The 13,125-nt window shown below is 45.7% G+C and carries 12 protein-coding genes; 2 read left to right on the top strand and 10 right to left on the bottom strand.

Features of this window, described 5'->3' with window-relative positions:
• The first annotated feature begins 23 nt into the window (after positions 1 to 23).
• The gene (locus tag KCV09_RS15195) at positions 24 to 446 is read left to right on the top strand and encodes a hypothetical protein (protein WP_119690076.1); all 423 of its coding nucleotides are present in this window, start codon (positions 24 to 26) and stop codon (positions 444 to 446) included.
• Positions 447 to 493: 47 nt separating this feature from the next.
• Here KCV09_RS15195 and KCV09_RS15190 read toward each other — a convergent pair whose 3' ends face one another.
• Entirely contained in the window at positions 494 to 1,255 is a 762-nt protein-coding gene (locus KCV09_RS15190; RefSeq protein WP_212515329.1) for a ferredoxin--NADP reductase, read from the bottom strand.
• A gap of 86 nt (positions 1,256 to 1,341) precedes the next feature.
• On the opposite strand from KCV09_RS15190, the gene gigC reads away from it, so the two are divergent.
• Complete coding sequence (gene gigC, locus KCV09_RS15185) at positions 1,342 to 2,235, top strand: LysR family transcriptional regulator GigC (RefSeq protein ID WP_004935044.1); 894 nt, start codon at positions 1,342 to 1,344, stop codon at positions 2,233 to 2,235.
• A gap of 53 nt (positions 2,236 to 2,288) precedes the next feature.
• Here the strand turns inward: gigC and upp are convergent, their stop codons facing one another.
• The 9 genes from upp to nuoG all read right to left on the bottom strand — a co-directional run bounded on the left by upp (position 2,289) and on the right by nuoG (position 13,116).
• On the bottom strand, positions 2,289 to 2,924 hold the full coding sequence (gene upp / locus KCV09_RS15180; protein ID WP_004935042.1) for a uracil phosphoribosyltransferase: 636 nt from the start codon (positions 2,922 to 2,924) through the stop codon (positions 2,289 to 2,291).
• Positions 2,925 to 3,032: 108 nt separating this feature from the next.
• Entirely contained in the window at positions 3,033 to 4,529 is a 1,497-nt protein-coding gene (gene nuoN, locus KCV09_RS15175) for an NADH-quinone oxidoreductase subunit NuoN (RefSeq protein WP_004935040.1), read from the bottom strand.
• Between the two features lie 3 nt (positions 4,530 to 4,532).
• Positions 4,533 to 6,131: an NADH-quinone oxidoreductase subunit M gene (gene nuoM / locus KCV09_RS15170; protein ID WP_004945590.1), complete on the bottom strand. Its 1,599-nt coding sequence runs from the start codon at positions 6,129 to 6,131 to the stop codon at positions 4,533 to 4,535.
• Between the two features lies 1 nt (position 6,132).
• Positions 6,133 to 8,028 (bottom strand): NADH-quinone oxidoreductase subunit L, encoded by a 1,896-nt coding sequence (gene nuoL, locus KCV09_RS15165; protein WP_025094477.1) that lies wholly within the window; start codon positions 8,026 to 8,028, stop codon positions 6,133 to 6,135.
• Positions 8,025 to 8,333 (bottom strand): NADH-quinone oxidoreductase subunit NuoK, encoded by a 309-nt coding sequence (nuoK, locus tag KCV09_RS15160; protein WP_004922503.1) that lies wholly within the window; start codon positions 8,331 to 8,333, stop codon positions 8,025 to 8,027. The genes nuoL and nuoK overlap by 4 nt, the downstream gene beginning before the upstream one ends.
• Positions 8,333 to 8,851 (bottom strand): NADH-quinone oxidoreductase subunit J, encoded by a 519-nt coding sequence (gene nuoJ, locus KCV09_RS15155; protein WP_171063737.1) that lies wholly within the window; start codon positions 8,849 to 8,851, stop codon positions 8,333 to 8,335. The genes nuoK and nuoJ overlap by 1 nt, the downstream gene beginning before the upstream one ends.
• Positions 8,851 to 9,393, bottom strand: a complete 543-nt coding sequence (gene nuoI / locus KCV09_RS15150) for an NADH-quinone oxidoreductase subunit NuoI (protein WP_004935031.1) — start codon at positions 9,391 to 9,393, stop codon at positions 8,851 to 8,853. The genes nuoJ and nuoI overlap by 1 nt, the downstream gene beginning before the upstream one ends.
• Before the next feature lie 18 nt (positions 9,394 to 9,411).
• Entirely contained in the window at positions 9,412 to 10,428 is a 1,017-nt protein-coding gene (gene nuoH / locus KCV09_RS15145) for an NADH-quinone oxidoreductase subunit NuoH (protein ID WP_004935029.1), read from the bottom strand.
• A gap of 3 nt (positions 10,429 to 10,431) precedes the next feature.
• The gene (gene nuoG, locus KCV09_RS15140; protein WP_212515328.1) at positions 10,432 to 13,116 is read right to left on the bottom strand and encodes an NADH-quinone oxidoreductase subunit NuoG; all 2,685 of its coding nucleotides are present in this window, start codon (positions 13,114 to 13,116) and stop codon (positions 10,432 to 10,434) included.
• Positions 13,117 to 13,125 lie beyond the last annotated feature (9 nt).

Raw genomic sequence — 13,125 nt, 5'->3', positions numbered from 1 at the left:
TCGATTTTTTTGTTTAAACAGTTATGTCGTACCGTCAGCAAAATGTAACGCTTGATCTTGACACTGACGTCACCCACCAGTGTACATTGCATCACACGCGCGATGAACACCTTATTGGTATAATTGAATTTAGCAAACCGAGCTTTTCGATAAAATGGGGAGATCTGGAATATTTTCGTCGCAGAACTGAAGAATTTTCTGTGATGCCGTTTCCCGATTGCATCAATGCCATGATCATTGATATTCGTAATGTCAACGCTTTTTTAGACAACGAAGTACCGATTATTCCATGGCGCCTGCTTGAAGAAGAATGTCCGATTCGTCTGATCGTGCCTCACGAACGTCTTGCGCATTATATCGGGGTATTTGAACCCACCTGGATCAATACCGATCTAGACAGTGCAATTAGCGAACTGCGCGAGTTTATGGATATGTTTGTGCACTGAGTGCGCAAACCGCTATACTTAATGTATGGCATGCTGTATTTCACTGATTACCAGTAGTTTTCCACGGCAATATTCCCTTCTCCGCGTCGGTTCATGGTCAAGCCACGGCGCTTCAAGGCTTCTTTGGTGTCGTCTACCATTTGTGGATTACCGCAGAGCATTACATGGCTGCTTGCAGCATTTAATTGCTGACCGACGGCAGCTTCTAGCTCACCGTTTTCAATCAGGATCGGCAGTCGATCATGTAGCTGAGCATGTGGATCACGGGTGATGATTGGCACAAATTTAAAGCCGTTATGTCCCTCTCCAAAACTTGAGGCAATTTCTTCAATCCGCTTCACGTACGCCAGTTCAGAAGCCGTTCTTACGCTATAAACCAAGTAAATCTGCTGATAATTTTCCCACGTGGCAAAATCTTGCAACATCGAAATAAATGGAGCTAAACCTGTTCCAGTTGCCAAAAGCCATAAATCTTTTGGCAGCGGCAGTTGATAGCGTGCCAAGGTTAAAAAACCATATGGGATTTTTTCAAGATACAGTTCGTCACCCACCTGCAAATGTTGCAAGTTTGAGGTAAAAGCGCCATCTGGTACTACAATTGAAAAAAACTCGAGTGTTTCATCGTATGGCGAGGACACAATCGAATAAGCACGCACCACCAGATCATCTTTTACTTTTAAGCCAATTCGTGCAAACTGCCCTGCTGCGAACTTAAAATGCGCAGGACGTGTTAGGGTAAAACTAAACAAGGTTGGGGTCCAACGATGTACCGACAACACTTTTTCTACGCTAAATTTTTCAATTGACATAATTTCAACGTGGCACGAAATGGTGTGCTCATGTTAGCATGACACGTCAATTTTTTAATACTTTTTAAAGAGTAAGGCTTCATTCCATGCGCATGACATTACGTCAGTTGGCTGTTTTTGTGGCAGTCGCTCAAGAGGGAACGGTCACCAAGGCCAGTGATGCAGTCCGACTCACCCAAAGTGCAGCCAGTATGGCGCTGGCCGATCTGGAAGATGGCCTGGGCGCACCATTGTTTGATCGTTTGGGAAAACGCCTGCAGCTGAATGATCTTGGCCGCTTCTTATTGCCTCAAGCACTTGAAATTTTAGGGCGCTGTGAAGCATTTGAACAAGCGGCCAAAGGTGAATTACAAAGTATTGATCTGCGTTTGGGTGCGACCCTGACCATCAGTGATTACCTGATTCCCGATCTAATGGCAGACTTTTTACAGATCCATCCGCAAGCGCATTTGCAGCTACAAGTAGGCAATACTCGTCAAATGATTGAAGCCGTCAATCAATTCCAGCTTGATCTGGCACTGATTGAAGGTTCGTGTCATTTACCGCAGCTACAGTGTATTCACTGGCTCAACGATGAACTTGCCGTATGCTGCTCGCCAGAGCATCCGCTGGCTCAGCTCAATCGTGCACTCACCCCAGAAGACTTTTTAAACGTGGAGTGGATTTTGCGTGAAGAAGGATCTGGTACGCGTGAAGTGTTTGATAATGCGATCTTGCAAGATGTACCTGATGCCAATATTCGTCTGACACTCGGACATAACGAAGCCATTTTAAAAATTGTCGCCGGTGGTCTGGGTATGTCGTGTATTTCCAAACTGGCAATACAACCGCTCATTGAAAAAGGTCAGTTGGTGATTCTAAAAACACCATTTTGGGAGCTTACCCGCCCGCTGCATCTTTTAGTACATCGTCAAAAGTATCAGGGGCCTGGGCTGAAGGCATTTATGAATTTTTGTGAAAATCGAGTCAATGACATTTAAATCATTCTTATCATCAAGAAATAAAAAAAGCCACGAGAACGTGGCTTTTTTTATTAATCTTTTTGGACGCTACCAAAAATCTTATCTCCGGCATCGCCTAAGCCCGGTACAATGTAGCCGTGCTCATTGAGTCCGTCATCAATTGAAGCGGTATAAATCTCAACTTCTGGATGTTTGTCCTGAACCTTTTTAATTCCTTCAGGCGCGGCCACCAACACCATCACACGGATATCTTTACAACCGCTGGCTTTGAGCACATCAATCGCCGCAATCAAAGAGCTACCGGTCGCCAACATCGGATCGATAATCATGGCAATACGGTTAGCAACATCAGGTACCAGTTTTTTGTAATAGGTACGTGCTTCAAGCGTTTGTTCATCACGCTCTAGCCCTAATACACTCACTTTGGCACTTGGAATCAGATTGAGTACGCCATCGAGCATACCTATGCCTGCACGCAAAATTGGCACGATGGTGATTTTCTTGCCTGCAATACGCTGTGTTGCAACTTTACCTGCCCAGCCATCAATTTCATGATCAACCAACAGTAAGTCCTGTGTTGCTTCATAGGTCAGCAACATCGTGACTTCTTGCGCTAATTCACGAAAATTTTTAGTACTAATATCCGCACGACGCAACAAACCAAGTTTATGACGGATTAAAGGATGGCGGATTTCTTTAATGGGCACGAGAGACACCTAAAACTACACTAAACTCCGGGTATTATAGTGGGTTTTAAGCATGAAATATAAAAAAAGCCTCCAAAAATGGAGGCTCTTTTTGTTAAAAACCCATCATTACTGATGATTTGCTAACACAAAGTGCAATGGTGAAAGAATTTCACCCTCAAGTGCCAGCTTGATGATTGGATCTGGATAGATACCAATGATCAATACCAATGCAGCCGCAGCAAGCACCATGATTCCACCAACTTTTTGCCCCCAATGCTTATCGGCATCGATACGAGGAACGTCTGGTGGTGTCATATACATGACGATCATGACACGTAAGTAGTAGTACAAACCAATACCACTACCTACAATAATCATGGCAGCCAAGAACCAATGTTGGGTCGTAACGGCAGCCATAACGACCAAGAACTTCCCGATAAAACCAGCAGTCAATGGAATACCAGCCAAAGATAGCATCATGACGGTTAAGGTGGCAGTCAATACCGGACGACGCCAGAACAAACCACGATAATCGGCCAAGCTCTCTGCTTCATCGATATTGTTATACGGGCTTGACATCAATGCCACAGCACCGAACGCACCAATCGTGGTGAGTACATAAGTAATAATATAAACCGTTACACTACCTAAGCTTGCATAGGTCATACTTACCAAAGCAATGAGCAAATAACCAAAATGTGCAATCGAAGAATATGCAAGTACACGTTTTAGGTTAACTTGACGTACAGCCAGCAAGTTACCAATCACAATCGACAATACCGCCAAAATGGTAATGATCGTCACGATGGAGTCGATTAGAATCGCGCCAGAAGTCAGCATATAGCGAACAAACAGACCCACTGTCGCTACTTTGGCAGCCGTCGCAAGGAACGTTACCAATGGTGCTGGTGCACCTGAGTAGACATCTGGTGTCCACTTGTGAAAAGGTGCAAGTGACAGCTTGAATGCAACAGCAAAAATGATCAGGCCAAGACCCAAGATCACCATTGGCTGTTTGATCGCTTCAAACAATGCTTGTACTGAATCGTAAAATGCCAGTGAACCCGTATAGGCATAAATATAAGCCATACCCATCAATAACATGGCAGATGCAGTCGCAGACAGTACCAAATACTTGATACCCGCCTCCAATGAACGGCTACGCTGATAGGTGTAGGCCAGCAAGCCGTACATCGGAATTGACATTAACTCAAGACTGATAAAGAACGACGCATAATGTGCGCTCGCCACCATGAGCATGGCACCCGACACTGAAATAAGCAGCAATAAATACAGCTCTTCACGATTGTCTTTGTAGCTTTCAATATACGCATGCGACAAGGTACAGCACGCCAATGAGGCAACAACAATCAAAAGTTGATAGAGCAATGTAAATGGATCAACCATAAACATGCCCATGATGTTAGACGGAACAAATTGTCCGCCAAACATGGTCAAAAGAATATAAGCCGCTGTTAAATTTAAGCCTACGACTGAGGTGGTCGCGATGAGATTATGATTACGTTTGATCGAAATCAGAATCATCACCACCACTGCAGTGAGAACCACAATCAGGACAGGAGCTAAAGGCATGAGCTGAGAAAACGACATTGTGAAGTTCATGGCTTATTGGATCTCCACATTACTAAGTTGGGCTACTGCCTCTTGAGTAACGTCAACGACTTGTTGTACAGGCACATAACTGTTGCTTAACCACTGCATAGATGAATGCGAGATGTCTAGGAAAGTTTGCGGATACATCCCCAACCAGACTAGGCCAACCAAACAAATCATCAAGATCCCTACTTCGCGAGCAGACAAATCTTTAAGCGGGCTATTGTAATGCTGTGCTTGTTCCGGATTCGGCTCACCAAACAATGCGCGGTGAATCAAGATCAAACCGTATAGACCCGCAAACACCAAACTTACAGCTGCAATAATGGTAAAGGTCGGATATTTGTTGAATGAACCCATCAAGATCAGGAATTCACCAATAAAGTTACCTAAACCTGGAATACCAACCAATGCCGCAACAAAGAACATTAAGAAAAATGGCAAGTAACGGAACTGACCGCGAATACCACCCATTAAGCGCATATCGCGAGTGTGCAGACGCTCATAGATTTGACCGCACATAATGAACAGTGCAGCAGACGACAAACCGTGTGCCAGCATCATGATCATCAAACCTTGATAAGTCAGAATGTTTCCGGCATAAATCGCGAGCAGTACAAAGCCCATGTGCGAAATTGAGGTATACGCCAATAAACGCTTCATATCGGTTTGCTGGTAAGCACACCAAGCGCCGTAGAAAATACCGATCAAACCAAAGATAATCGCAATATCTGCAAACTGTGCAGATGCTGCCGGAAAAAACGGAATCACAAAACGAAGCAAACCGTAGGCCGCTGTTTTAATCAAGATCCCTGCAAGGTCAACCGAACCTGCCGTAGGTGCCTGTGCATGTGCATCTGGCAACCAACCATGTAACGGGAAAACAGGCAGCTTGACTGCAAAACCAATAAAGAAGCAGAGCATAAATGCATATGCCACACCTGCTGGTAGGTTATTGGCCACGGCAAGCAAGTAGTTGTAATCAAATCCGATCATTCCGGTCATCATGTAACCGTAAACCACCAGACCCAAAATACCAATCAGCATGATCAAACCGCAGATCTGGGTATACAGGAAGAATTTCGTTGCTGCATATACACGCGAGCGTCCATTCGAACCTTTATGTCCCCATAGTGCAATCAAGAAATAGATTGGAACCAGCATCATCTCCCAGAAGAAGAAGAACAGGAACATATCGATGGCTAGGAACACCCCGATCACACCGCCCAATGACCACAGTAAGTTCAGGTGGAAAAAGCCAACGTTTTTCTGGATTTCACCCCAAGAACAACCGACTGCAAGAACACCCAGCAATGCGGTTAAACCCACCATAAGCAGCGATAAACCATCCACTGCCAAATGAATGCTGATACCGAGGGTTTTAATCCAAGGAAGATAAAACTCAGATGACCATGTTGGTGTTTTTTCGCCGAGCTCGTAATGATAAGTACCATGCTGCCACAGTGCGATGGTCAATCCCAAAGTGATTAACATGCCAATCAAGGCAATCCAGCGTGGAAGTTGCTGGTCGAGTTTATCGACCAACCAACACACAAAACCAGCAATGAACGGAATCAGAATCAGCGCGGGTAAAATTAAATTGTTTTCCATTTTATTTCCCCACAACCTGAAGAATAATCAGGATCATCAATAACACCACTACACCGAGTGACATGCTTGATGCGTATTCACGCAACGAACCCGTTTGACGTGAGCTGGTGAAGCTGTTACCACCACGTACCAACGCTGGAAGCAAGAGCCACAAGCCATCAATCGGATCACGACCTAAAATTTTCGCGATGAGTAAATACGGTTTAACAAATACGATGTCATAAAGTGCATCGAAACCAAATGCCGTGCGGCAAATATGCGCCAAACCTAAACCCAGACCAGTTGCAGCAAATGATTTCACTGCATTGTAAGCAAAGGCAAACAATACAATTCCAACAACCAGACCTGCAATTGCAACACCACTTGCCAAGTGCTCAGCATGTGATACCGCAGCTTCCATTGATTCAGGAATCATAAAGGCTGGAATTTTTGCTGCCGTCAAGATATTGAGTACCGGCCCTTGAAGGAAATAACCTACACCTGTTGAAAACACTGCCAAAATAGCCAATGGTCCCCAGTAGGTCACACCATGAATGGCATGTGCTTCGGTTTTTTCTTCGCCAAAGAACACCACCCAAATAAGGCGGAAAGTATAAATTGAGGTCAGGAATGCACCTGCTACACCCACCCAATACAACGTTGAGTAAAGTGGAAGATTTGCAATGCTTGACTGTGCGTATACGGCACCCAAAATTGCATCTTTTGAGAAAAAGCCAATCGTTACGATCGGTAGTGCAGCCAATGCACCGCCACCAATCACGAAACACCAGAACACAAATGGAATCTTCTTACGAAGCCCACCCATTTTGAAAATGTTTTGTTCGTGATGACATGCCAGAATTACAGCACCAGACGATAGGAACAATAATGCTTTGAAGAATGCATGTGCAAGCATATGGAACAATCCGGCTTGGTACGCTTCTGCACCCACAGCCATAAACATATAACCGAGCTGACTCATGGTTGAGTAAGCCAAGATACGTTTGATATCGGTTTGTACCAGTGCTGCAAAACCTGCTACGAGCAGCGTTACTGCACCTGTAATTGAAATAAACTGCATCACCGCAGGTGCCATTTCAATCACTGAATGCATACGGCTAGTGAGGTATACCCCTGCGGTCACCATGGTTGCTGCGTGGATCAATGCCGAAACAGGTGTAGGACCTGCCATCGCATCTGCCAACCACGTTTGTAGTGGAATCTGTGCTGATTTACCCGCTGCACCCAAGAACAACATCAATGCAGTCCAGATTGAAAGTGATGAACTCTGTGTCATCACCGATGCTGCATTTTCCACAATGTATTGCGTATTGAGCGTACCAAACTGTTGGTAAAGCAAGAAGAGTGCAATCAGCAAGAAGACGTCACCCACACGAGTCACGGTAAATGCTTTGATGGCTGCCCATCCGTTGGCTGGATTTGAATAATAAAAACCAATCAACAAATAAGAACACAGACCAACGCCTTCCCAACCCAAGAACAATAACGCAAGGTTATCGCCTAAAACCAGCACCAACATGCTGGCAACAAACAGGTTAAAATATGAGAAGAAACGCGCATAACCATCTTCGCCACGCATGTACCATGATGCAAAGATATGAATTAAAAAACCCACACCCGTGATCATGCCCATCATGAGCAAGGACAAACCATCAAGATGCAGTGTAATGCCTGGCGCAAAACCACCGACATTAAACCATGTCCATAAATGCTGAACAAAAACAGGTTGACCACTGCTGGTAAATGCGAGTCCCGCCAAAAGCGCGAATAATGCAGATAAACCGACTGAACCAACACCAATGATCGCGGCTACATTTTCAGAAAGTTTGTCGCGACCTGCCGCCAATAAAACAAAGCCGATCAGCGGAAAAAGAATCGTTAAATATAAAGTACTCATCCGCGCATCTCACTTGCAGCATCCACATCCAGATGGTGGAAGCGATGGTAAAACTGAAGGACGATCGCAAGACCGATACATGCCTCTGCAGCAGCAAGTGTCAAAATCAGAATAAACATGATTTGACCGTCAGGCTGTGCCCAAACGCTTCCTGCCAAAACAAATGCCAATGCAGCGGCATTCATCATAATTTCAAGGCTCATCAACATGAACAGTAAGTTACGTCGCACCATTACGCCGTAAAAACCCAGCGCAAAAAGAATGGTCGCGACAATCAATCCATGCTCTAAAGGAATGTTACCCATTATTCTTGTTCCCCTGTTGCACTTGGCTCGCGTTTACCTAAGTGGAAGGCTGCAACCAAAGCTGCAAGCAATAACATCGCGGCAATTTCTACCAATAATAGATAGTGGGTAAAGAGGACTTGACCAACGGCCTTTGGACCAATCACTTCACGGCCCAGCATGAGACCTTGTGTGGTGTATTCGCCGCCGAGCATCCAGATCAATGTCAGTCCGAGCAAAAAGCTCATGAGCGCAGGAATCGCCCACGCATCTGAACTTAACCATTTACGTTCTTGTTCAACGGTGTTGTGCCCAAGATTGAGCATCATCACCACAAAAACGAACAACACCATAATGGCACCGGCATAAACAATGATTTCAAGTGCACCAGCAAATGGCGCACCCACGATCATGAAAATCCCCGCAACTGCAAGTAATGAAACAATCAGACTTAACAACGCATGTACTGGATTCGAGTTCGTTACCACTCGAATCGTCGAGATAATGGCCACAAGAGCCATCAAATAAAATGGCCACATCATGGTAATAAGCTCCGTACATCAACTGGTGCACTTTCTTTTTGTGCCTGACCTTTTTCTTTACCATCGATTGCCATACCTGCAACGCGGTAGAAGTTATAATCAGGATATTTACCCGGACCAGAAATCAGTAAGTTTTCTTTTTCATATACCAGGTCTTGACGTACATATTCGGCTAACTCGAAATCTGGCGTCATCTGAATAGCAGTCGTTGGACACGCTTCTTCACACATTCCGCAAAAAATACAACGCGAAAAGTTGATACGGAAAAATTCAGGATACCAGCGACCGTCTTCTTTCTCTGCTTTTTGCAAGGAAATACAACCCACCGGACATGCCACCGCACAGAGGTTACACGCTACGCAGCGCTCTTCTCCGTCTGGATCACGTGTCAAAACAATACGACCACGAAAGCGAGGTGGTACAATTTCCTCTGCTGGTACTTCTGGATACAGAATTGTGTCACGTTTACGCGTAATGTGAGTGAAGACCATCCACAATGTACGAACGATTGACCCAACTCCAGCTAGAACTTTATACATTTTGTACTCCCTGCTGTCTTAGGCCTGATTCATTAGAATCACAGCACCAGTCACCATAAGGTTGACCAACGCCAGCGGCAAACAAACTTTCCAACCAAAATTCATGACTTGGTCATAACGTGGACGCATCAATGCACCACGTGCCAAAACAAACATCATCACAAAAAATGCTGTTTTTACAATGAACCAGAATGCTGGTGGAATAAACGATACTTCAAGATTGAACGGTGCTAACCAGCCGCCAAAGAACAACGTCACGATCAATGCAGAAATCAGCACAATGTTGACGTACTCAGCAACGAAGAACATCCCCCATTTCATGCCGCCATATTCGACGTGATAACCTTCTGCCAGCTCTTGTTCGGCTTCAGGTTGGTCAAATGGATGACGGTGAGTTACGGCAACGCCTGCCACAACAAAAATCATGAAACCAAGGAATTGTGGAACAATGAACCACATGTCACGTTGAGCTTCGACAATTTCACGCAGATTAAATGAACCTGCAATTGCCACCACGCCCATGAGCGAGATCCCGAGAAACACTTCATAGGAAATGGTCTGAGCCGCTGAACGAAGCCCCCCAAGGAGCGAGTATTTGTTATTCGATGCCCAACCACCAAACAACACGGCATACACTGCAATTCCGGCCATCGCCATAAAGAACAACAGTCCAATGCTCATGTCCGCCACACCCAATGTCGGGCTGACTGGAATCACGATAAAAGACAGCACTGCTGTCGCCATAGCAACCGCTGGTGCAAGACGAAACGTCAGTTTGTCTGCAAACTTTGGTGTCCAGTCTTCTTTAAACATGATTTTAAGCATGTCGGCTACAATCTGGAACATCCCGCCCGGACCTACACGGTTCGGACCGTAACGGTCTTGCCACCATGCCAGCAAACGACGCTCGATAAACGACATCAATGCTGCAATTAGAACAACCACCAACAAGATCACAATCGCCTGTACAACGGCATATGCGATTGGCCAGTTTTCTGCCCAGAGTGGAGTTTGGCGCATGATTTCTTGATTCATGAATTACACTCCCACCGCAACAGAAACAGGTTCAGCAAGCGAAATTGTCGGTGCCAAACCTACTGGATAACCAATATATCCTGCTGGTAAATACTCAATCACCTGAACGGGTAAGCTCACTGTCGTCTCACCTGCCTGTACTTTGAGTGATGCACCATCTTTTAGATTTAAACGTGCCGCATCTTGTTCACCTACTGCAAAAGCAGCTTCTGGAATACGCGATTCCATCGCAGGTGTCTTGATGGTGAATTCACCAGAGGCAAAAATATGGTGCATTGGTACCAAACGGAAGCTTTCAGGATGTGACATCACCGCTGACGGCGCCACATAACTACGTGCCGGACGTTTTGGTAAACGATCAAACAGACGCACGCCTGAGTCACCACCTTTCAAATGTCCACCGACTTCATCTTGATACTTGTTCCAAGATTGCGGTGAGTTCCAACCCGGCGCCCATGCAAACGGAACCAATGATGCTGCTTTTTGAGGGCCTACATAGCCTTCCATCGAGAACGTTAATGCTGAGTCGACATCGACAGGTTGCTTTGGCTCATGAACCGAAATCGGAGCACGTAGTGCTGTACGACCTGAATAGCGACGTGGTTCACGGGCAATTTTCAGACCATGTACACGATAGCCTGCATCTGGTGCCACATCTTGAATCGCATCGAGTACAGGTACATTTTTCACAACAGAGTCAATGACATCGTCTAGCACGGTCCAGATAATTGACTTACCTTTTAAACCTGTATCGATGGCATGTAACCAGCGCCAAGATTCTTTAATGGCATATTCCGGTTTGTAGTAGCTTGGATCATAGACCTGATAGAAACGCTGTGCACGTCCCTCTTGGCTTACTACGGTTCCATCGCCCTCTGCAAAGCTTGCAGCAGACAGTACCACATCGGCCTGTTTCACCGTATCTGTTTCACTATGATCAAGCACAATAACAGATTGTGCTTTTTCAAATGCAGCATTGACACGTGTTGCAGGTAAACGGCGATATAAATCGTTTTCAAGCACGACCATCACGTCATAGTCTTGTGCAAAAGCTTGCTCAAGACTTAAACCACCCAAAAGCGCTAGACCCATTGAATTGACTTCAGGAACGGTTAGGGATAATCCTGCCGCTGGGCCAAGGTTTTGTGCAACTTGCGCTGCTGCTTCGATAATTGCCGGATCTTGCAGACTTGTGCCCGAGATGATCAATGGCTTTTTCGCTGTTTTTAATGCATCCGCAATGCTTTGTGCAAATGCTTTGGCATCATCGTCTAGTCCAGTCAGTGTTTCGCCTTGAACTGCTGCTGCCACTGCAAAACCTAAACGCGCAATATCATTTGGTGATGCAACGACCTCACCCGTTGCCACATCGGCTAAACGTGTTTGGGTGGCTGCCAGAATGTAGATTGGCGATTTGGCATCTTGACCGATACGTTGTACTGGCTCTGCCAACCATTCTGGTGTACGACGATCTGCCGCCATTTGTTTGGCTTTGTTTTTGGCAGCCTGACGAACCGACAACGCCATACGCGGTGCAGTTTGAGTCAGATCTTCACCTAAAATCAAAACTGCATCGTAGCTTTCGATTTCACGCATGTTCGGGTTGTAAATTCCCTGTGTTTGCATGATAGACGCAGCAAGCTCAACCAAGTTTTGTTCTTTTTGCGAGATACCAGTCGAGAAGTTATCCTGACCAACCAGCTCACGTAGTGCAAAGTTTGATTCAAGGCTCGCGCGTGGAGAACCCACACCCAATACTTTTTTGCCTTGTAAGGTACTGATTACTTGATCAAGTGCTTGATCAACCGACACAGTAGTAACAGAGGTGCCCGAACGGAACTGCGGCTGACGCGGACGATCTTCACGGTTCACGTATCCACCACCAAAGCGACCTTTATCGCAAAGGAAGTATTGGTTTACTTCACCGTTGAAGCGGTTTTCAATACGACGTAATTCGCCGTAACGCTCGCCCGGAGAGATGTTACAGCCCGATGAACAGCCATGACATACGCTTGGCGCGTACTGCATATCCCATTTACGGTTATAACGTGCTGAATGCGTCTTATCGGTGAATACACCTGTTGGACACACTTCGGTGAGGTTACCCGAAAATTCAGATTCCAGCGTTCCAGATTCTGGACGACCAAAGTACACACGTGCTGCATTGGCGTAGACACCAAAATCGGTTCCGCCTGCGTAGTCGTTGTAGTAGCGTACACAACGGTAGCACGCGATACAGCGGTTCATTTCATGTGCAATAAACGAACCCAACTCTTGGTTATAGTGGGTACGTTTTGTGAAACGATAGCGACGACGGTCATGACCGGTCATCACCGTCATATCTTGCAAATGACAGTGACCGCCTTCTTCACACACAGGACAGTCGTGCGGATGGTTGGTCATCAAAAACTCAACCACCGACTCGCGAAACTCAACTGCTTCTTTATCTTCAATTGAGATATAGGTATTGTCTGTTGCAGGTGTCATGCATGACATCACCAGACGCCCACGTGTGTCTTCAGGATTTGCATATTGGGTCACCGCACACTGGCGGCATGAGCCCACAGAACCTAAAGAGGGATGCCAACAAAAATATGGAATATCAAGGCCGAGGGACAAACATGCTTGTAGCAGGTTTTCAGATCCATCAACTTCGTATGATTTTCCATCGACATGAATTGTAGCCATAGTCGAATT

Source organism: Acinetobacter soli, assembly GCF_018139125.1.
Classification (GTDB): domain Bacteria; phylum Pseudomonadota; class Gammaproteobacteria; order Pseudomonadales; family Moraxellaceae; genus Acinetobacter; species Acinetobacter soli.
The sequence above is the reverse complement of the archived record's forward strand: the minus strand, read 5'-3'. Positions and strand labels throughout refer to the sequence as shown.

Bases quoted from the DNA above. Each gene is read 5' to 3' on its own strand.
- nuoH (WP_004935029.1), bottom strand. From the start codon at position 10,428: ATGAATCAAGAAATCATGCGCCAAACTCCACTCTGGGCAGAAAACTGG.
- nuoN (WP_004935040.1), bottom strand. From the start codon at position 4,529: ATGAACTTCACAATGTCGTTTTCTCAGCTCATGCCTTTAGCTCCTGTC.
- nuoK (WP_004922503.1), bottom strand. From the start codon at position 8,333: ATGGGTAACATTCCTTTAGAGCATGGATTGATTGTCGCGACCATTCTT.
- KCV09_RS15195 (WP_119690076.1), top strand. From the start codon at position 24: ATGTCGTACCGTCAGCAAAATGTAACGCTTGATCTTGACACTGACGTC.
- nuoM (WP_004945590.1), bottom strand. From the start codon at position 6,131: ATGGAAAACAATTTAATTTTACCCGCGCTGATTCTGATTCCGTTCATT.
- nuoJ (WP_171063737.1), bottom strand. From the start codon at position 8,851: ATGTGGCCATTTTATTTGATGGCTCTTGTGGCCATTATCTCGACGATT.
- nuoL (WP_025094477.1), bottom strand. From the start codon at position 8,028: ATGAGTACTTTATATTTAACGATTCTTTTTCCGCTGATCGGCTTTGTT.
- nuoI (WP_004935031.1), bottom strand. From the start codon at position 9,393: ATGTATAAAGTTCTAGCTGGAGTTGGGTCAATCGTTCGTACATTGTGG.
- KCV09_RS15190 (WP_212515329.1), bottom strand. From the start codon at position 1,255: ATGTCAATTGAAAAATTTAGCGTAGAAAAAGTGTTGTCGGTACATCGT.
- nuoG (WP_212515328.1), bottom strand. From the start codon at position 13,116: ATGGCTACAATTCATGTCGATGGAAAATCATACGAAGTTGATGGATCT.
- gigC (WP_004935044.1), top strand. From the start codon at position 1,342: ATGCGCATGACATTACGTCAGTTGGCTGTTTTTGTGGCAGTCGCTCAA.